We start from the raw sequence: 19582 nt of genomic DNA, 5'->3' as shown, positions 1-19582 counted from the left end.
CTTCACAAGGGATACAGTGGAATCCAGAACAATGTCTGGCTTCTGTTCTCCAATGTCAGAGGATTTTTTGAACTCTATATCTATGTCATTTCTTTCCATCATTGCCGCTACCAGTGGGTAGCAAACTGGTCCAGGTGCTGCTATAACTTTCATAGACCATCATTGCAAACTCATTTATTAAAGTAATGTGAACATAAGCATTATGTATGAAATAAATATTATAGAAAATTGTTTTCATATTTTCTTTATCGTAATTATTTTTATAATGTAATAATATATATGAAAAAGATAATGTAATTGTTTTACTGTAAATTTAAAATGACTCTTTGCAATGTCAAAATTAAAGTGATAAAAATGACACAAGCAAAGAGTCAATTAATAAGTATAGAAGAATTAATAAAGCTTTTCGTTGAAGATAGAAAAGAAGGAAAGAAAGAGTTGATTACATGGTTCTTAAACAATGTAATGGATGAGGAGGCCATTGAACAGTTAAAGGCTGATAAATACGAGAGGAATAATGAAAGAAAGGGTTACAGGAATGGCTATAAGAAGAGGAAGTTGAATACAGTGGATGGAGAATTAATTCTTGATAAGCCGGATATTAGATCAGGTTCATTCACAACATCAGTATTTGACAAATACTCCACTGTTGAAAAGGCATTAGAATCAGTAATAGTTGAATCATACATTAATGGTGTTTCCACAAGGTCTATTAATAATGTAATAAACAAACTTGGTGTTAAGGTATCACCTGGATATGTATCATCATTGAACAAGGAGCTAGATATTAAGGTAAAAGAATTCTTAGAAACAAGAATAGATGATAAAATAATATACCTATACATAGATGCATCATACTTCAAAATCAGGGAGAATGGAAAATACAAATCAATGGCACTGTACATATCAATAGGCGTAAACAGTAAAGGCATAAGGCAGATATTATCCATGGACATATACAATTCAGAGGATGAAATAGACTGGAATAACTTCTTTTATAAATTACAGGAAAGGGGATTATCTGGAGTTAAACTGGTAATATCAGATGGCCATAAGGGAATAATGAAATCTGTTAAGGAATCATTTCCTGGTTCATTATGGCAGTACTGCCATTTCCATTTCCTAAAGAATTTAAGGAAAACAATGGGAAAAGACCAGTGGAAATCCATATCAAGAATAGTTTCAGAGGCTCTAATTGATGAATCATTGTTTAAGGTAGCCATAGATAGAATGGAGGAAATGCATCTTGATAAAGCCATTGACATGTTCTATGGCTGGTATGATTCATTGTATTCATATATATCATTCCCTGAACAGCATTACAGGAAAATACATACAAACAATGTAACAGAAAGGTTGAACAGGGAATTAAAAAGAAGGACAAGGAAGATTGCAGCATTTCCAAACAATGATTCATTAATGAGATTGGTTGTTTCAATAGCAATTGATATCAATGAGGAATGGTCATTAAGGAAATACATAAATATGGAGGTTGATTAAGGATAATGAAAGGGTCATTTGAATTTACAGTAAATATATTACATTATCTAAATTAAGTAAAACAATAGGATATAATGGTATTGAAGTTCATGAAAACACCACAAAAATAAATTCCACTGAAGTTAAAGCTAATTTCTATGTGCATACAAACAAATTTGATAAAAATGTATCAGGATCAATTATTTATAAAAATAATATGTATTATATATATAATACCAATAAAAATGGTATGAACTCATCATCTTATATTAAAATAAGTTCTAAAAATGGTAAAATAATTTACGGGCCGGGAGGGACATATCATTATTACGTTACGGGTTCAGGGAAGGCCAGCCATACTTGGCACAGCTCAATGTCCACAGGTACATGGACAGCATGTTCTCAGGCAATTGCTAAAACTAATACATTTTTCATAACATGGAACGGCCCCCGTATTGTATTTCTGTTCGGATTTATACCTGCTTTATACCTGCCCACAAGTTGCTGGCACGCATCAAATAATAATGGTTGGTCACTAATATGTGGTGGAATAGAGGGGGGTGGCAAGATGATGCCTACTGAAGGATCCAAAACCGTAAATAATTACCATGGATCAGATACAGCAATGAAAATAACAGCATGTTGGAATTATGGAGTTGCAGGAGGATAATTATGATAAATTTATCAAAACCTATTAAAAAAAGAAAAATTTCGAATAAACTATTTTTATTAATTTTTATTTCCTATGTTTTGATTGTAAACATATATGAGCATATGTTCACTTTTATAGCATTTCACTTAAATATTATATTAGGTATAATAGGATTTATAATGTTCATAGATGGTATTGACAGGTATATTGATTACATTAGAAAAAAATGGCAAGATAAAAATAGGCTGCCCTGAAATAATTTACTTTATATACCGGATAAATTTATATGTCTTTATCATCTTGATTTCTGTTCCTCTACATTTTTCTTTACCGTCTCTAAAGATGCGTGACCGCATGTGGAAACAAAATAGTTCCGTGTCCACAATGCAGGCAGTCTGCTTTTGAGTGCAGGGAATTCGTTTCTCAACATTCTTGATCTTTTGCCCTTTATCCTTGCAATTATGTTATCGAGTGCTACTGCAGGATCTGTTTTTATAAATAGATGAACATGGACAGGCATGGTTTCAAGAGCGATGATCCCCCGCCCATATTTCCTTGCAGTATCCTTTATTATATCCCTTAGTCCGGAGTATTTGAACCGGTGTACCCTTTTGGCATATCAATATGTGCAGTCATTGTATATGAGAAAATTGGCTTGCTTTCATCCCGCCCATAAATGGTATGGATCAATTTTACTTCGCCGAAAATGATCAATTTTCACATAACACAATGCCTCAAAGGAAGAACGTACATTCAGGGCGGAACAGAGTCAGAAGACATATGAAATCATTCAATTTAATGCAAACTAAAAAGTGCGGAGAGTGGGATTTGAACCCACGAATCCCTGCGAAAATGGACCCTGAATCCATCGCCTTTGTCCTAGCTCGGCAATCTCCGCTTCCTCATGGCCACAGTCTCATTATGGGCCTGTTTCAATATGTAAGGATATTTACCTTTTCCTAATAACTTTATCTTTCTTATACTTGACTCTAGGCTTATCTTGTTTCCCGGGCTTACTATTGTATGCCTGTTAATTGCATATCCAAGTTTCTCATTGTTGTAAATTATGTAACCATTATCATCCAACTTTCCCATTAGCAAAGATTTGGCCACACCTATTGTTGCTCTATCCATTACAACTCCAGCAAATGTTGCCAGCCCACATTTTCTTGGATGCAATAATCCATTTGCATCAATCAATAGTACACCGTCCACTCCATCAGCAAGTTTTTCGACAAAAGGGGTTTCCCGATATCCTAGATATCCCGGTATGTAAGGAAAGTCAACTTCCATTTCAATATTTATTATGCTGTATTCTCCTCTGTTATATGATATGAGGGCACCATATCCCCTACGCCCATCATAGGAAACATCTATTGCGGAAAAATTATCCTCATCTATCCCGTCTCTAAAATTAGCCATGCTTGCTATGTTTTCCTGTTCATCCTGCAATTTTTTCAAAGGATAATCCGTCTTGAAATCTGAGAAAAATCGTTCCCTGAAATTTTCAACAATCCCATTGGATATCCTGATACCATCTTTCCTTAGCCGTTTTTCCTTTTCATCCATACCGAGGGCATACTTTCCCATTCTCCTATCTGTGTGCACAACCTTGTAACACGGTATTTTATCCGGATCCTGGTTTATTGAAAGCATGTAGCCTACTGCCCTCGCCGCCCTTATGTCCCCAAGTGCTCTTGCAAGTTCTCCATAGGTTGTTATGCAGCCTTCAGGAATCTGCTTTACAAGATTATAGAAATAATCATAAAGATTTAAATGCGTATAATTCATTGATAATCATATCTAATAGGTATAAATTATTATTGAAGCAATATTATTTCATTATAGGAATTATTCACTCATTAACTTTATATTTCAGGATTTAATAACAAGCCGATGTTCGAATCGTTCTTCTTCAAAGTTGGCAAATATGTCAGGAGAAACAAGAAGAAGGTATTAGTATTCTGGATAATATTGTTTTTGCTCATGGCATATCCGGCCACACTTATATTTAGTGACACATCATATAATCTTACTAATTCCTTAGTTACAAAGAATTCACAGTCAAGCAAGGCAAATGATATATTAACATCCCAGTTTCACGGCAATTCATCCGATCCTTCCATAATTATAGTTTCAAATAACACATCAATAAATAATTTGACAATAAGCAGGGAAATGATTAACTTCCAGCATTCTATGGATTCATACCTAAAAAGCATCAACATAAGCTATTCTAGCACGACTAGCATTTTTACTGTAGAGAATAAGACTTTAACGGGATATTCCAGTAGTACTTATAAACTGGAAAACGGAACCAAAGGAATGATTGAATATACATTGATGCTGAAAGATAAAGGTTATAATGCTAGTAAACAAATTAAAACACTCAGCACCAATAAAACTTTTCAACCTTTACTGTACGAACTTGAGCTCACAAATCCCGCTGAACTTTCAAATTTTGTTAATTACGTAAACAACACAATTAAAACCCCGAATAATTCATCGGCAATAGAAAATTATACAGTAAGCCTCGTAAACAGCAGTCAGATATATTTCATAAATAATGCAAAACCACTTGCCAATCCCCTCATAAAGATCAATACACCATATTTTCAGAATTATCTGTATTCACTTTACAACAACTCTGGAAAAAACTACACATCCTTCGTTAGTGGAATAATCTATAATACAACTTACAATAAATATCCGGTACTGCCTTCAAGTTACGGCTCCTCCTCCTTAATGAACCATGGAAATTCGACTTTGTTAATGATATTTTCATACAAGGGCAGTATTAGCAAGTCTCAGCAGGCACATATTATTTCAATGGAGAAGAGCTACAGTTCAAAAATAGCAAACAGTTCATATTATCTTGCCGGTGCTTCAGTTTCAAATAACCAACTCGCCAACGAATCTCTGCATGGCATGATTATTGCATTGATGATAGGCATAATAGTTTCAATATTCATTGTTGGTATATTCTTCAGGTCACCCGTATCTGCCTTCCTCCCATTCCTTATGTTTATATTTTCATCTGTCATAGGAGCAGGAATAAACGGGTTACTTTATAAGTACATCTTCCATACAACTATATCTTTTATCACTCCAACTTTGCTGCTTATACTGATTCTTGGTATAGCTTCCGATTATTCCGTATACATACTGGCCCGTTTCCGCAGGGAGTTAAAGAATAAAAATCCCAATGCAGTAGAAGACTCATCCAAATGGGCTGGACATGCAGTATTCACATCAGGCACCACTGTTGCACTTTCTTATATCATATTATGGATTTCCAATATACCCATATTCAGCGATGCGGGACTTACAAATGCAATAGCTGCCGTGGTTACAATAATTATTGCAAACACATTTCTGATCGCAATACTTGCACAGTGGCAGGAAAAAGCTTACTGGCCAACTAAAATTGAAAAGAATCAGAAACTCCCATTTGAAAAATCAATGGAAAAAGTTGCCCATGTAGTCTTAAACAACAGGAAAAAGGTCATAGTAATATTGGTTATAGTAACACTGGGAGCATTATTTATATATTCAACAACTCCAACTAACATGGATATTTTTGGATTGATTCCCGCAAGCAGTGGTGTCCAGGCAACAAGTGTAATTAACAGTTCCCTGCATTATGACCTTTTTGATCCTGCATATGTTATGGTAAACTTTACTTCACCTATTATGTTAGTCAATTCAACAACGGGGAGCATTCATTTCAATAGTACGGAGTATAATCAGACGCTGGCAATAGAGGATAAACTGGCATCTTCACCCTATGTGCATAGCATATCTGGACCGGGTTACCCATATGAAAAGAAGGTAAATTATACAAACCTCATATCATCACCAGAGTACAGTAACCAGTATATAAACCAGACAGCGACTTACATAGGGCACAACCACAAATCGGTTGAAATTGTAGTGTACCTCTCCAACGTTGCATGGAGCAATCCCTCAGCAAATTTTGTCAATAGCATGCCATCAATAGTGAACAGTGCCGGTGGGGGTTCAGGCGACTATAAAGCATATGTTGGTGGAACCACGGAATATCTCAACAATGCATATTCATTCACATCCCACTCCTTTGACAACATGGTACCACTTCTTGGCATTACAATATTCATAATTCTCCTTATCCAGCTTGCTTCCGCCCTTACTCCAGTAAGGCTAATACTTATGGTTATGGCTGCTGTCATGCTGGCGCTCTCTATTACCTATGTGATATTCTATTACATTCTTCACCTGCCTGTTATTATATTCCTTCCACTCTTTGTATTTATCACATTGCTGGCTGTAGGTCTGGATTATGATATCTTTATGATTACAAAGGTTCAGGAAAATATCACAAAAGGAATGAATACCAGTGAAGCAGTAAAAAATTCCATTATAGAAAATGGAGGAGTAATAATAACTCTGGGATCTCTATTATTTGCCACATTTGGTGCCTTATACTTCAGCGGATTAGGTATAATAGAGGAGATTGGTGTAGGACTTGCACTTGGTGTCCTGATAGATACCTTTGTAAGCTGGATGTTCTTCGTCCCTGCAATAATGACTGTAATGGACCGGTATAACTGGTGGCCGTCCAAAATCGTAAAAGAATCCCGCACGGAAAAATAATTATACATTGCGGGACTACGGTAATATGAAGACATTCCTTAAGGTGATATTTAACAGTGAGGGTACAAAGCCCAGTGAAGTAGTGGGTAGATTAAGGTCTCTTGGATTTTCCCTTATAAAGGGGGAACAGGACATGGTTTATGATTGGCCCGATTCAGCCACGGCAGATGACGCCATATGGTTTGCAGACAAAATACAGGCAACACTTCAGGGCTTTAACGTTTACTTTGAACTGGAAACGCTTGATTAAAAATTATTTTTCTGTTTCTTAAAGGGTATTCTCCTTATATCACCGCAATAGGGGCAATGTACCACTATCATTTTATTTTTCAATGAGATTCTGATCTCCTTGTATGGTGCCTTGCAATTCTTGCAGTAAGAACGTTTTATGGTTCTGTCTATGGTGATATTCATTCTCATTCCAATTTTTTCCATTAACCGGATATATCTTCTGGCCAGATTTATATTTTCAGTGTTCTTTGCTTCATTAAACAATGTATCTATTCTTTCTCTTGATATCTTTATAAGAGCCTGGTCCTTCATCTTCTATAAATCTTTATTAATATTATAAATATTGCCCTCCATGATTAAATTTATGGTGCTGGATGTGGATGGAACTATTACCGATCAAAATCGTATTATATCACCAGAGGCAATTAAGAGTGTAAGGCTGGGCATAGAAAATGGCCTGCAAATTTCACTGGTAAGCGGAAATGTGATTCCCGTAATGTACGGGTTAAAGACCTTTCTTGGAATCAACGCTCCTGTATTTGGGGAAAACGGCGGAATAATGTATTATAATGGGAAAATAGAGAAATTCTTCGAAAAATCAAAACCTTTCCAGTTTCTTGAGTATATATCCGGTAAATCCTCTGTCAAATCATATTTTACAAACCAGTGGCGTGAAACTTCTGCAGCATTTTCCATGAATCCAGAGGATGAGGGTTTTGTATCTGCTGAGGCTGAAAAATGGAACCTGGAAATTGTAAACAGCAAATTCACATGGCATATAATGAATCCTGGCCAGAATAAGGGATACGCCTTAGACATTATAAAAAAACAGTTTGAGCTAAACTGGGATGATATCCTGGTTGTAGGTGATTCTGATAATGACAATTCAATGTTTAGCCTGCCTGTGAAAAAGGCATGTCCCTATAACGCTACAGAAACAATAAAATCCATGAGCGAATATGTGTCATCAGAATCCTACGGAAATGAAATAAATGATATAATGGTTAAATTCCATATAATATAGTTATTTTAACTGTCTTATGTATTTTCCCATTCTATCTCCTATGAGCTCTCTCCCCTCGATAACAGTTTCACCGCGCATTATGACATCTGAAGGAAAAATAGCATCAAAACCGTTGAATGGAGATCCTGGATTTTTGGAATGCAGCCTGTAATCGTTGATTCTTTCCATGGATGAGAAATCCACAGACATGAAATCGGCATAATTGCCTACTTTTATTTCTCCCTTTCTGAGACTAAACAGTTGAGCCGGATTCAATATACATGTTTTATAGAATGTATCAAAAGACAGCAGTTTTTTCTGTACAAGTGCCATCATAAGCGGGATTCTAGTTTCAACACCTATTATACCTGCCTTTGAATATTCAAAATCTCTCTTATCATTCTGAACGTGAGGTGCATGATCGGAAGAAACAATACTAAATTTTCCGGCAATCAACCCGTCAAGGAGATCTTGCTGAGTTTCTCTAGACCGGAGGGGCGGATTTACTTTACCGTATGGACCAAGGGGCATATCATAATTAAGCAGTATATGGTGCGGAGTTACCTCTTTTATGTAGGGAGTATCTACTCCGTGTGTTATGTGTGTTATAACGCCATTCTTGAATCCCATTTCTCCAGCCCTTTTAATTGCAATTTCCTCACAATCCATCGGTCTTGCATCTGAATATTCCTTCAAATTTTTGGCAATTCCTTCATGATTCTTCAGGCACGTACCATCTTCAGCATGAAAAACTACAGGGATTCTCATTTTGTTAATGGATTGTATACCCTCTTCATCAAAATCTACCAGCGCTCTCGCATTTGTTGTTTCTCCCATGAAAATTTTTATGCCAGAAGATTCTTTGTTGATTATGTTGGCATTATGCCCCGTAAACATAGAATACAGTCCAAAATCACAGAATGCCTTTCTCCTTACTATTTCCAGTTTGTCGCTGTACGCCGCATAATTGTCTATTTTTCTTCTGTTATTTGGCATATCAAATACCGTGGTTGTACCACCGAATATGGCTGAAATAGTGCCGGTGGAAAAATCTTCCTTATCTGTTTCTCCCGGATCCCTGAAGTGGACATGTGTGTCTGTTCCCGCAGGAATAATGCCATTCTTGAGTATTTTCTTCTCTTCATTAATGTGCTTTTTTATTCCTGTTATAATTCCGTTTTCGACACCTATATCCAGATCCTGAAAAGAACCGTGGAAGAAGAATTTTCCTGAGAATACCCTGTCATACATATAATGGTATAATTGGGAAATTAAAATACATTGCCATTTTAAGCGAAATTGTTATATTAATAATCAAAATAAGTAATAATGAAAGAAAAGAGAATATTTGATTATGTGAGGAATATCGACTCCATACTTATAATAAATGGTGGAGAAAATCAGGTAGACAAAACATTTTTTTACCTCACAGGGGCGAAATCAGGCATATTTGAGGGTTCAATATTGCGTGTCAAACCAGAAAAGATCACAATTATCACATCTGCACTGGAAGAAGAAGCCGCAAAGGAAACGGGGTTCGATGTGTTAGTTTACAATACAGTATCAGAAAGAAATGAGATCTTGAAGAATGCATTTAAGAATGATGTAAATGTGGGGCTAAATTACTCTGCACTCACTCTTGAACTTTACAAGCAACTCATGAAGATTATACCTGATAAGGAATTCATTGATGTTTCCCAGTCCATTGATGAAGCAAGAAAAATAAAGGAAGAATCCGAATTAAAGAATATAAGGGAAGCAGCGAAAATAGCAAGCGATTCTTTTCAGGATTTTATAAAAACACTAAAAGAGGGCATGACAGAATCAGAACTTGCTGCAAATATAGTATATGCAATGATGAAAAACGGTGCCTCCGGGGAATCTTTTAAAACTATAGTAGCCTTTGGAAAAAACTCTGCAATGCCACATTACATGCCAGGCAATGCAAAACTGAAGAAAAACGATTTTGTGCTCATGGATTATGGTGCACTGTATAACAGATACTGCTCAGATACAACAAGGACAGTTGTATTCGGGAGGGCTGACGAAAAACAAAGAGATATGTATGAAACTGTTAAACTGGCACAGCAGGAGAGTAAAGACGCTTTGAAGGCTGGAATTAATGGCAAGGATGTAGACATGATCGCCAGAAAAATAATTGACGAAAAATACCCGGGGAGATTCATACATAGCCTGGGCCATGGTGTGGGCTTAGACGTACACGACCATCCGGCACTGTCTCCAACACTTGATTTTATGCTTAAGGCAAACATGGTTATTACAGATGAGCCTGGAGTTTACATACCCGGATTTGGAGGGGTAAGAATTGAGGACGATCTGATTATAAAGAAAAATGGCCACGAGGAAATAACCAGCGCCCCAAGGGAACTTATGGAATTATGAAATGATAACATCAAATTTCTTTGTTGATTTCAGGCTTATTGAAAACGGTGGTCGTATAGATAAACTGGTAAATTCACTTGATCCTGACGACCGCAGATCTGTAAGAGAAGCATTTGACTATCTGAACGGCCTTGTGAGAAAATATGCTGATAATGAGGGATACAACATCACCATGGGGAAAAAGGCATTTGCCATTGCCATGTGGATGCTTCGCTACATAAATGAACCGGGAATGACATCCAGATTTGTCATTACCCAGAGAGATGTTTTTGAGAAGGAACTTTACAAGATTTCCAGTGAGGATAATGAAAATATTATATTTTACTGCGACGGTGCAGGAATAGAAGCCAGTGTGGATGGCGATGCATTTCACATACCATTTGATTTCTTCATAAAAAACAATAAAAAACTGTCAGGATACAAATACAGGCTTGTATACCAGAAAATCAGAAAAGGTACCATTGACGTCAGCAAAGATCAGTTCATACATCTTTTGCGGGAAGATTTCGTTGTAAAACTTATGGGTGTATACAATGTAATTAGTCCAGGAGATTCACAGAATGTATTCAGGAAATTTCTTGGAGACCTTGATAAAATAAAAAAAGATTTTCTTGAAATAAAGGCTAAAAATACTATATCACTGGGAGATGTCGATTTCACAATGTTTCCACCATGCATAAAAACATATATTACGCAGATGCGGGATGGTGAAAATCTTGCCCATCTGGCACGTTTCACTCTTGTAAGCTTCCTGCACAATGCAGGAATGACCAATGAAGACATGATAAATCTATTCAAATCAGTTCCGGATTTCAAGGAAGATCTTACAACATATCAGGTTAACCATATCACCGGAATTATATCTGGCACGGAATATTCTCCACCCAAATGCGCCACACTTAAATCCAACCATCTTTGTTTTATGGGAGATGACACATTATGCATCAAAATAAAGCATCCTATGCAATATTATGAGTATAAAAAGAAAAATTCAAGAAGAATGCAAAAGAAGTAACCTATAACTTTTCCCCTATAATTTTTATTATTGTTGATTTTTTTATATTTCCCTCAATTATAAACATTCTGGAATCTTCGTATGGGATTCTGGAATAATGGGCATCTCTAACCTCATATTTAACATTCATTGTATTTAGTATGTGTTCCAGTTTTTCATCAGAATAATTTTTAGCTCTTTCCCTGCTAATTCTGCGGCCGTATTTCCTGGAAATATTTGGATTGAAATATTGGGAATAAAGTGTTATCATTTTATTAATACTGCGTTGATTATTCCGTCCTGGCCAGGCCTGGATGTAATTTCTGCATTTCCTTCATCCGTGGATATTATTGTCCCTTTGTTCATTATATTTCTCTGGACATAATGCGGATCGGCATTGTTTTCTTTCACAGTCAATATTTTCAGCTTTTTCGTTGTCTTGTTTTCAGGATTGTAAATGTTAGCATAGTGTTCTTTCAGCAATAATAATTTCCTGTTTCCTCCCATGGTTCTGAGAGACCTGCGTTCTGTATCCCCGACTTTGGTAAATGAAGGTTCCCTGCCGAGTTCATATCTTCTCTTTGAGTGGTTCCTTCTTAACTTTCCTCCTGTAAACTTCTTTGTGCTTTTACCCTGATAAATTGTCATATCATCCCTTATTTATTGTAATTATATAAGTTTATTTATGAAAAATCAAATGTTTCTGATTGACAATGCTTCATGTTGAATTTTGCGTGCAAACTATAGCCTTCTTATACAAATCAGGGACTATCACTTTCGCATAGCTTTTTTTCCACACCGCACGATCCTTACAGTTTTGTGAGAGCCTGTTGCTGGTTACAGTGCAGCCGCTTTGGAGGCACCAAGTTGCCATGGCGAATATCCCTGTCTAGGTGCAATTTGTATACACATTTATCTGCATTATGTCCAGCAGGAAGACTGAGATATTTCCAGTTTCCTGCAGAGAATTTCACAGAAACAATCACAATCATGTGATTTTTCATGGCTTATCCTGCGAGTTAAAATACATAAAATAAAAATACAGAAATGCAATTTGATTATGTTGTGAACAGATATTCAATTATATTTAGAAATATAAGAAGTGTATGGTATCTTATAATTGCTGTAATTGCATCATCACTTGCATATGCTTATTTGCGCCTGTTAGTTCCATTATACATAGGAGATTCTGTAAATTACCTGGTTTCAAAGAATTATATAATTATACTTCATTTTGCCCTCCTGATTTTTGCAGTTACAGTGGTCTCTTCATTATTTGATTTTATAATTGATTATTATTCTAACAAGGCAAGCCAAAAATTTGTTTATAATTTAAGAAAGAACGAATTTGGCAGGTTATTGTCAAAAAACTATGAGTATTTCAATAATAACTCCACCGGGAATATACTGTCAAAATTTACCATGGATATTGAGACTCTTAGAAGGCTTGTAAATATGTCACTTTCCAATCTTTTCAGTGTGACATTCCTTATAATAATTGCCGGCATTGATCTGACCAGATTATATTATGGTTTCACGATAATATTCTTTATTGTTATAGCCCCCATAATTTATTTTACTTTCCTTATGCAGAGAAAGCAGAGAAAATTCTGGCGCTCACTGAGAGACAAATATGGCAAGATGAACAATATACTTAATCAGAATATTATAGGAAACCGCGTTGTACGTAGTTTTACAGCAGAGGAAGAAGAAATTGAAAAATTTGATTATTCTACAGATTCATATTTTGACGATTACAAGGGCATAGCAGGTGTACGTTCATTGTACAACCCCCTGCTCACACTCTTATTAAGCCTTGCAATAGGTTTTGTTTTGATATATGGAGGAATAAAGAGCATAGATTCAGTTATCTCTGTTGGAAGCGTGATCGCAGCTGTCAATATTTTTACCCTGGTATTAAGGCCAGTTAGATTTTATGGGCGATACATATCGTTCTATGAGAATGGCATGGCCAGCCTTGACAGAATTAATTCCATTAACAGCGACGGTTGCGATGAAAAGGGTACACTGGCACCCCCCATCAAGGGCAATATAAACCTGGAAAATTTAGGGTATAAAAGCAATAATTCCACAATATTGAAAAACATTAAAATGGACATCCATGCCGGTGATAAAGTGGCTATTGTTGGTGAGACTGGATCAGGCAAAACCACTCTTGTAAATGTTATTTCAGGCCTGTATAAAAATTACACCGGCCATGCCTACCTTGATGGGACTGAATTAAGGGAAATAAATGATGAACTGATAAGAGAGAAGATCGGTATTGTTTCACAGGATGCCATACTATTCTCAGGAACCATAAGATATAATATAACTATGGGCAAGGATTATCCTGAAGAACAGATAAGGGCAGCGGCTAAACTTTCCATGCTGGACGATTTTATTGATAGCCTTCCATCGGGTTATGACACACCAGTGGGCGAGAGGGGAATAACTCTTTCAGGAGGGCAGAAACAGAGAATGGCGATTGCAAGAGTAATTATAAGGAATCCACAAATTATCATATTCGATGATTCAACATCAAACCTTGATGCAGACACAGAGACAAAATTTCTAAGCACTATTGAAGGGTTTATCAGTGGAAAGACCACAATAATCATAAGCCATAAACTATCATCGGTAATGCTGGCAGAAAAGGCATATGTCCTGGAAAAGGGTGCCATCATGGAGTATGGAGATATAAAGGAACTTATAAATAAAAAGGGGTATTTCTCAGGCCTATTTGCAAGGAAATTCAGGAGTGATGCCATTGAATAACTATTTTATAAGGCTTCTCAGGGAAATACTTGCATACAAAAGAAACTCTGCTATAATAATCACATCCATACTGGGATCATCTATTATTGCAATGATTGGACCTTATCTAATAGGTATTGCCACGGATTCTATAATAGCACTGAAATTTAAAATACTTATAGTGCTGGCTATACTGTATCTTGGCATATATTTAGTTAACTATGGAGCAGAAAACAGAAGAACAAAGTATATGATGAACACATCCCAGGCGGTAATAAAAGATCTCAGGGACCGGGCATTCAAAAATCTCCAGTATGTCCCATTAAAATACTATGCTGGAAAGAATGCAGGGCAGATTATAAGCAGGATAACAAATGATGCGGAAACATTGTCTGATTTCCTGACATTCCAGCTTCCACAGGTGGTTGCAGGCATAGCGGGAATCATAGCTTCCATATTCATTATGGTTTATCTTGACCCCATTCTCACTGTGTATGCAATAATTATAATACCCATGCTCCTGGCGACGATATTTCTTATGAATAAGAAAATAAAATTCAATTATATGAATGTAAGGAGAAGGATAGCAGAGCTGACTGGCAATGTCAGTGAATCTATCAATGGAATAAAAGCAGTTAAAAGTTCAGGTACAGAAAATGTATTCAACGGTAACTTTGATACTGTAAATTCTAATAATTACTATGCAAATCTGAAGGCAGTGCGGCTCACATCACTCTTTTCCAGCATAGTTCAAGTGATAGAGGGCCTTGGAATAATGATTGTCCTGTATGAAGGTGGGACTGAGGTTTTTGGGAAAATTATAAGCATCGGAATTCTTGTATCCTTTATCGTTTACGTTCAGGGTTTTTTTAACCCCATAGTTCAGCTATCCCAGTTCTATAACTCATACCAGTCCTCATCTATTGCCATAGAGAGAATTTACAGGATAATAGATGAAGAAAAGGATTATAAGGTCAATGGAGAGAAAACACCAGCGTTCAGTAGGGATATAATGCTGAGCAACGTTACGTTCTCATATGGGCAGGAAAGGATTATTGATAATCTTTCAATGATTATTCAGAAAGGTCAGAGAATTGCCATAATAGGAAAAACTGGCGCAGGCAAAACAACCACATCTAATTTAATCCTGAATTTTTATAAACCTGATGCAGGTACCATATATATGGACGGCATAGACATAAATGATTTTAATACCATGGAATACAGAAAACTTTTTGGTGTAATTCTTCAGGATCCCTTTCTGTTTGATGGGACAATACTGGATAACGTTAGATTTGCAGATTCATCCATACCGGAAGATACTGTTCTCCAAAAAATCTCGGAACTGGGCCTGGAAAGTATTATTGGCCCCCTGGGCTTGTATGCTGAAGTGGGTGAACGTGGTACAAACCTTTCCGAGGGCCAGAGGCAGGCCGTTTCCATATTAAGGGCTGCAGTGAACAACCCGCAGATAATTATTATGGACGAAGCCACTTCGCAACTGGACATGAAGAATGAAGGAATAATTCAGAATGCAATATTCAAATTTATGGAAGGAAAAACAATAATTATAATAGCACACCATCTTGAAACCATAATAAATTCAGATTATATCTATTACATTGACAATGGAAGAATACTGGAAGAGGGGGCACCGGATCACTTAATGAATAAAGGAACAAGATTCTATGACCTTTACATCAAAAATAAATTATTGATTTAATCGTGATTATCCTTCTTCATGTTATCTGGAGACGGAATTTTCACCAGTTTCCCCTTTACATTTTCAACATCATACCTTTTGTCCAGTTCGCTCATTTTTTGCCTGTAGGCATCCTCAAGATTAAACTTAAGGTGATCCGCTATTGCAAAGCATGAAAATAAAATATCAGAAACCTCGTTTTTTATCATTTCAAGTGAATCCTTGTCTTTTCCGCCCACTATATTATTTTCGAATTCGCTGTTTCTCCATAAAAAAATTTCCATAAGTTCGCCGGATTCTATTGAACAATTCATTGCAAGATCTTTGATTGTGTGGAATTTTCTCCAGTCCCGTTTGTCTATGAATTCCCTTGTTATTTCCTGCAACTCCTTAATATCGGTCATGAATCCATATTGAATGAGAGAATAAATAGTTAATTTTTGGTGGGCAAGTAGATGATATAATAAATTATTGCAAATTCATAAGAACTATTATAATTATAGGAGGAGAGAGGATCATGTTCTCTTATGTGTTATATCTTATATGCTGTCGGTATTAAAGGCAATACCGGTCAGGACATTAGATGGCAATAATTACCCATGGATTTGAATTAGAAAATGCCAGGAATATAATTGATAAGATGAAGATACCCTATCCCGGAAAAATATTGAGTATCGTACCAACATAATTTTTGAAGAATTGACAGGTCAATCCGTGTAAAAGGACTTCTGCATGAGATTGCCCATAAACCTATTCTCGAAAGTCAAGTTTGAAACAATGTCTGGTGATTCATTAATTTTCTTAGAATTTTTATCTGCCATAAGCCTCAAAGGTTTTTGGCGATATAAATTTATTGAATAAATTCAGTCAATTGCATAATTCGTTTCCTCTCCTTTAGTTTGTTGAATTTCCAGTAAAAATATACCGTCTAAATTGTATATTATACAGCGGTCTCATTTTGGCAAGATAGTTTATTATTCCAGGTATTTTATATTGTCTTTCGATTTACCATAATTATCCTCCAGCAATAATCCTGACCGCCTTTTGAACGAGGTTAAATCCAGTGGTTCTTTCATAGCTATAATATATTTTCTTTAACTTTGAATAGACTTAATTATAATCAACATACGGGCAACTTCTTATATTTCTATTTGCTCCAAAAATGATTATGCAATAGACCGAGATTCTTGGATACCGGGTGACAACTCATTAAAATTATTTCGAAGAAGAAATGGTCTTTAGTATCCACAATGATAGGGAAGGAGGCGTTGGAGAATGAATCTCTCATATCAACAGCATACGATATCCTTGTTGATAATGGAATGGAGAAAGTATCAGAGATGTTTGAGAGATGGCATTCACTCCCAGTGACCATAAGAGATTAACAACCACAAATGTCTTGGAGGGATTAAATTTAGAATTGAAAAGAAGAACCAGGAAGATTGGTGTATTCCCATCTGATCAGTCATTGTTGAGGCTTGTTGTGTCAATAATGAAGGATATAAATAGATCGTTTACCACTATGGCGATTATATCCCGTTAGACAAATAATAATTGCTCTCAGAAGAATATTGTTGAAAGTTCCATAATTTCTAGCTAATAAACATTCATGCTTCGTGCTTCATTGGCTTTATCCATCATTTTATCATTATAGGGAGTATCGGGCAATGAATCATTGAGCATCATATCTGTTCCTGTATCTATCAGTTTCAGAATCCTGTTTTTAGTCATTCCAGGTTTCTTGAATGGTTTCCTGTACTTTCCAAATACAGATGGAATATCCTTATCTCCGAAGACAATCTTAACATATTCTGGATTGTCCATATTCTGGAATATTGCTAAGGATACACCGCTCTGTGCAAGAATGTTTCCTGTAGCAATGTTTCCACACCTCTTTCTCACATTCCTGCGTAGTTTTCTAAAGAACTGTTCCATATTGTTGTTTGTCCTCGGTATGGTATGTTCTGGATTATTGGCAAACAGCATGGCCTTTCTTTCATGATACTTGGCAACTATATGCTTTGCAGCAGTGAACATATGATTAGGAATATTCGTGTGAAGGTATATCTCCATCTCACCTGTCACAATATCACACTTTTCCTGAATTGAATCATCATCCTCTATAATATCTGAAAGATTGCCTTTCTCAGGCATGCGGAATGCATTCCTGATCTTCTGGAAGAGCATATTTATATCTGATAGTCTGTCTGCAGTTTCCTTAATAGCACTATTTTTTGTTATGCGTTCGATCTTATTTATTGCAGTATTGAGAAATTTTAAGGAATCCTCATCCTTTATGATACTTGAAAGATCATTGAGTTTCTTTTCTGCCTCCATGCATGAGAGATAGAAGTTCAGATGGTTAAGTGAGAAGGGAAAGCCATATCCAGAACTTCCATTAACAGAGAGAATGGATTCAAGTATCTTCCTTACTGACATGGCTTCCATGCCTTTGCGGTCTGTACAGAATCCCTGCTCCACCTCATACAGGGTAGACTGGTTATATGCTGGAATTGACCTGAGCAATGATTTCAATGGTGATTTTATACCTATTTTATTGATCATTATGCCAAGATCTGTATGCATATCACTCAGGAGATCCTTTCCAAGGTCACGGAGGAAGTGCATTAAGCATATCCTTATGGGTATTTCAGGAAATACATGTTTAAGTGCCTCCAGTATACCTGCACGCATATCTGATATTGCCCCTGAAGGTATTTTAAAATTCTTCTTTACTTTCACCAGTATATCCTTTACACTCTCAAATGATTCTGAATGGCATTTCTCTGCATACAGTGTGAAACCGGATATGGCATCCCTCACAACGATAACCATAGAAAATTCAGAATCTGTTGTACCGTCTATCTGCAGTATGTATGAATTCATTGCATCTTTTAGCCTGGGAATGTTTTCCTCATGTATCTCCATTAATATATCCATTCCCCTATTGCTTAACAGCCTCACATGGGATTCAGATATGCTATTGTTTAATCCTGCCGATATCTCAGAACATGAATAGCCCTTTATGAACCTGCCCATGGCAGCCTCCACCATAATATCATTGGCATAGGTGCAATGGGGACTTACAAGTGATTCCAGCATGCTGGATCTAAACAATGTTCCATGGTTGCTGCATTTCATGATCCTGTGGATTGCAGTAAACTCCCCCATGGAATATGACCTGACGATCCTCCTCTCTGTCTTGTATGCAATGAGATGTGCCCTGCATTCCGGACATACATGTGATGGATATCTGAACACTATTGCTGGAATCATTTCAGCTTCAGGAATACCTTATTCATCTTTAAATCGTTCTCTATGATGATCTTTGTTACTGGCCATGCATCATAACCGATGCCGATTTTCTTAAGTATTGAACCAATATCCTCCTGGCTTATATTCTTGTCCAGGAGTCTGGTAATGTATAGTAGCAGATCACCCGGCTCAATCTCCTTCTTTGAGTTCGGGTTCTTCCCCAGGTATCCGACATACTTCTGGACAGTCTTTCCTTTCACCCTTTTCACGTCAATGAGTTCGTAATATTCCTTTCCATGCCTCTTAACCTTATGCGGTATCACAGTCATGTATGGTAATTACCACACACAATATAAACCTTTCGGTACCCAATGTTTTCAATAAAAAATCCATAAAAAATAATTATTTATCTGACGGGATATAATTGCCATAGGTTTACCACTCTTCTTTACCTAGTTTTCCATTAATTTCTAT

21 protein-coding genes and 1 tRNA gene are annotated in these 19582 nt (G+C 36.4%); 11 read left to right on the top strand and 11 right to left on the bottom strand.

Annotated elements, in window-relative coordinates; genetic code table 11:
- Positions 1-153: DUF3834 domain-containing protein (locus tag AMDU4_RS06510; RefSeq protein ID WP_290704418.1), on the bottom strand; the 153-nt coding region annotated here is incomplete at its 3' end.
- Positions 154-354: 201 nt separating this feature from the next.
- Here AMDU4_RS06510 and AMDU4_RS06505 point away from each other — a divergent pair.
- Together AMDU4_RS06505 and AMDU4_RS06500 are read left to right on the top strand one after the other, a co-directional pair.
- Positions 355-1500 carry an IS256 family transposase gene (locus AMDU4_RS06505; RefSeq protein WP_021788516.1) on the top strand — a complete coding sequence of 382 codons (1146 nt, stop codon included), beginning with the start codon at positions 355-357 and terminating at the stop codon, positions 1498-1500.
- Positions 1501-1729: 229 nt separating this feature from the next.
- A complete protein-coding gene (locus tag AMDU4_RS06500; RefSeq protein WP_290704400.1) occupies positions 1730-2149 on the top strand; it encodes a hypothetical protein in 420 nt (139 codons plus the stop codon).
- A gap of 277 nt (positions 2150-2426) precedes the next feature.
- Here AMDU4_RS06500 and tnpA read toward each other — a convergent pair whose 3' ends face one another.
- From tnpA to AMDU4_RS06485, 3 genes are all read right to left on the bottom strand, one after another.
- On the bottom strand, positions 2427-2705 hold the full coding sequence (gene tnpA / locus AMDU4_RS06495; RefSeq protein ID WP_290704415.1) for an IS200/IS605 family transposase: 279 nt from the start codon (positions 2703-2705) through the stop codon (positions 2427-2429).
- A gap of 239 nt (positions 2706-2944) precedes the next feature.
- A tRNA-Leu gene (locus tag AMDU4_RS06490) sits at positions 2945-3029 on the bottom strand.
- Complete coding sequence (locus AMDU4_RS06485) at positions 3011-3922, bottom strand: endonuclease V (RefSeq protein WP_021787182.1); 912 nt, start codon at positions 3920-3922, stop codon at positions 3011-3013. The genes AMDU4_RS06490 and AMDU4_RS06485 overlap by 19 nt, the downstream gene beginning before the upstream one ends.
- Positions 3923-4027: 105 nt before the next feature.
- Between AMDU4_RS06485 and AMDU4_RS06480 the strand changes: the two genes are divergently transcribed.
- Entirely contained in the window at positions 4028-6763 is a 2736-nt protein-coding gene (locus tag AMDU4_RS06480; RefSeq protein ID WP_021787181.1) for an MMPL family transporter, read from the top strand.
- A 25-nt stretch (positions 6764-6788) separates the two neighbouring features.
- Positions 6789-7013, top strand: a complete 225-nt coding sequence (locus tag AMDU4_RS06475) for a hypothetical protein (protein ID WP_021787180.1) — start codon at positions 6789-6791, stop codon at positions 7011-7013.
- Here AMDU4_RS06475 and AMDU4_RS06470 read toward each other — a convergent pair.
- Positions 7010-7306 carry a ribonuclease P protein component 4 gene (locus tag AMDU4_RS06470; protein WP_021787179.1) on the bottom strand — a complete coding sequence of 99 codons (297 nt, stop codon included), beginning with the start codon at positions 7304-7306 and terminating at the stop codon, positions 7010-7012. The genes AMDU4_RS06475 and AMDU4_RS06470 overlap by 4 nt on opposite strands.
- Positions 7307-7346: 40 nt before the next feature.
- On the opposite strand from AMDU4_RS06470, the gene AMDU4_RS06465 reads away from it, so the two are divergent.
- A complete protein-coding gene (locus tag AMDU4_RS06465; RefSeq protein WP_290704397.1) occupies positions 7347-8018 on the top strand; it encodes a phosphoglycolate phosphatase in 672 nt (223 codons plus the stop codon).
- Here the strand turns inward: AMDU4_RS06465 and AMDU4_RS06460 are convergent, their stop codons facing one another.
- Positions 8019-9248: a dihydroorotase gene (locus AMDU4_RS06460; protein WP_021787177.1), complete on the bottom strand. Its 1230-nt coding sequence runs from the start codon at positions 9246-9248 to the stop codon at positions 8019-8021.
- A gap of 78 nt (positions 9249-9326) precedes the next feature.
- On the opposite strand from AMDU4_RS06460, the gene AMDU4_RS06455 reads away from it, so the two are divergent.
- Together AMDU4_RS06455 and AMDU4_RS06450 are read left to right on the top strand one after the other, a co-directional pair.
- Positions 9327-10400: an aminopeptidase P family protein gene (locus AMDU4_RS06455; RefSeq protein ID WP_021787176.1), complete on the top strand. Its 1074-nt coding sequence runs from the start codon at positions 9327-9329 to the stop codon at positions 10398-10400.
- Position 10401: 1 nt separating this feature from the next.
- Positions 10402-11415 (top strand): DNA primase large subunit PriL, encoded by a 1014-nt coding sequence (locus AMDU4_RS06450; protein WP_021787175.1) that lies wholly within the window; start codon positions 10402-10404, stop codon positions 11413-11415.
- A gap of 1 nt (position 11416) precedes the next feature.
- Here the strand turns inward: AMDU4_RS06450 and AMDU4_RS06445 are convergent, their stop codons facing one another.
- Together AMDU4_RS06445 and AMDU4_RS06440 are read right to left on the bottom strand one after the other, a co-directional pair.
- Positions 11417-11665 (bottom strand): signal recognition particle subunit SRP19/SEC65 family protein, encoded by a 249-nt coding sequence (locus AMDU4_RS06445; RefSeq protein ID WP_021787174.1) that lies wholly within the window; start codon positions 11663-11665, stop codon positions 11417-11419.
- The gene (locus AMDU4_RS06440) at positions 11662-12042 is read right to left on the bottom strand and encodes a 30S ribosomal protein S8e (RefSeq protein ID WP_021787173.1); all 381 of its coding nucleotides are present in this window, start codon (positions 12040-12042) and stop codon (positions 11662-11664) included. The genes AMDU4_RS06445 and AMDU4_RS06440 overlap by 4 nt, the downstream gene beginning before the upstream one ends.
- 399 nt (positions 12043-12441) lie before the next feature.
- On the opposite strand from AMDU4_RS06440, the gene AMDU4_RS06435 reads away from it, so the two are divergent.
- Both AMDU4_RS06435 and AMDU4_RS06430 read left to right on the top strand, forming a co-directional pair.
- On the top strand, positions 12442-14172 hold the full coding sequence (locus AMDU4_RS06435) for an ABC transporter ATP-binding protein (protein WP_021787172.1): 1731 nt from the start codon (positions 12442-12444) through the stop codon (positions 14170-14172).
- Positions 14159-15874 carry an ABC transporter transmembrane domain-containing protein gene (locus tag AMDU4_RS06430; RefSeq protein WP_290704412.1) on the top strand — a complete coding sequence of 572 codons (1716 nt, stop codon included), beginning with the start codon at positions 14159-14161 and terminating at the stop codon, positions 15872-15874. Before AMDU4_RS06435 ends, AMDU4_RS06430 begins: the two co-directional genes overlap by 14 nt.
- On the opposite strand, the gene AMDU4_RS06425 is transcribed toward AMDU4_RS06430, so the two are convergent.
- On the bottom strand, positions 15871-16257 hold the full coding sequence (locus tag AMDU4_RS06425) for a MazG-like family protein (RefSeq protein ID WP_021787170.1): 387 nt from the start codon (positions 16255-16257) through the stop codon (positions 15871-15873). The genes AMDU4_RS06430 and AMDU4_RS06425 overlap by 4 nt on opposite strands.
- 846 nt (positions 16258-17103) lie before the next feature.
- On the opposite strand from AMDU4_RS06425, the gene AMDU4_RS06420 reads away from it, so the two are divergent.
- Both AMDU4_RS06420 and AMDU4_RS06415 read left to right on the top strand, forming a co-directional pair.
- Positions 17104-17238, top strand: a complete 135-nt coding sequence (locus AMDU4_RS06420; RefSeq protein ID WP_021787168.1) for a hypothetical protein — start codon at positions 17104-17106, stop codon at positions 17236-17238.
- Positions 17205-17396 carry an IS256 family transposase gene (locus AMDU4_RS06415; protein WP_021787167.1) on the top strand — a complete coding sequence of 64 codons (192 nt, stop codon included), beginning with the start codon at positions 17205-17207 and terminating at the stop codon, positions 17394-17396. Before AMDU4_RS06420 ends, AMDU4_RS06415 begins: the two co-directional genes overlap by 34 nt.
- A 53-nt stretch (positions 17397-17449) precedes the next feature.
- On the opposite strand, the gene AMDU4_RS06410 is transcribed toward AMDU4_RS06415, so the two are convergent.
- Both AMDU4_RS06410 and AMDU4_RS06405 read right to left on the bottom strand, forming a co-directional pair.
- Positions 17450-19129 (bottom strand): transposase, encoded by a 1680-nt coding sequence (locus AMDU4_RS06410; protein ID WP_021787166.1) that lies wholly within the window; start codon positions 19127-19129, stop codon positions 17450-17452.
- On the bottom strand, positions 19126-19437 hold the full coding sequence (locus AMDU4_RS06405; protein WP_021787165.1) for a hypothetical protein: 312 nt from the start codon (positions 19435-19437) through the stop codon (positions 19126-19128). The genes AMDU4_RS06410 and AMDU4_RS06405 overlap by 4 nt, the downstream gene beginning before the upstream one ends.
- Positions 19438-19582 lie beyond the last annotated feature (145 nt).

The organism is Ferroplasma sp. Type II (assembly GCF_000496155.1).
Note: the sequence above shows the minus strand (reverse complement) of the source record. Positions and strands in the feature narration are given on the sequence as shown.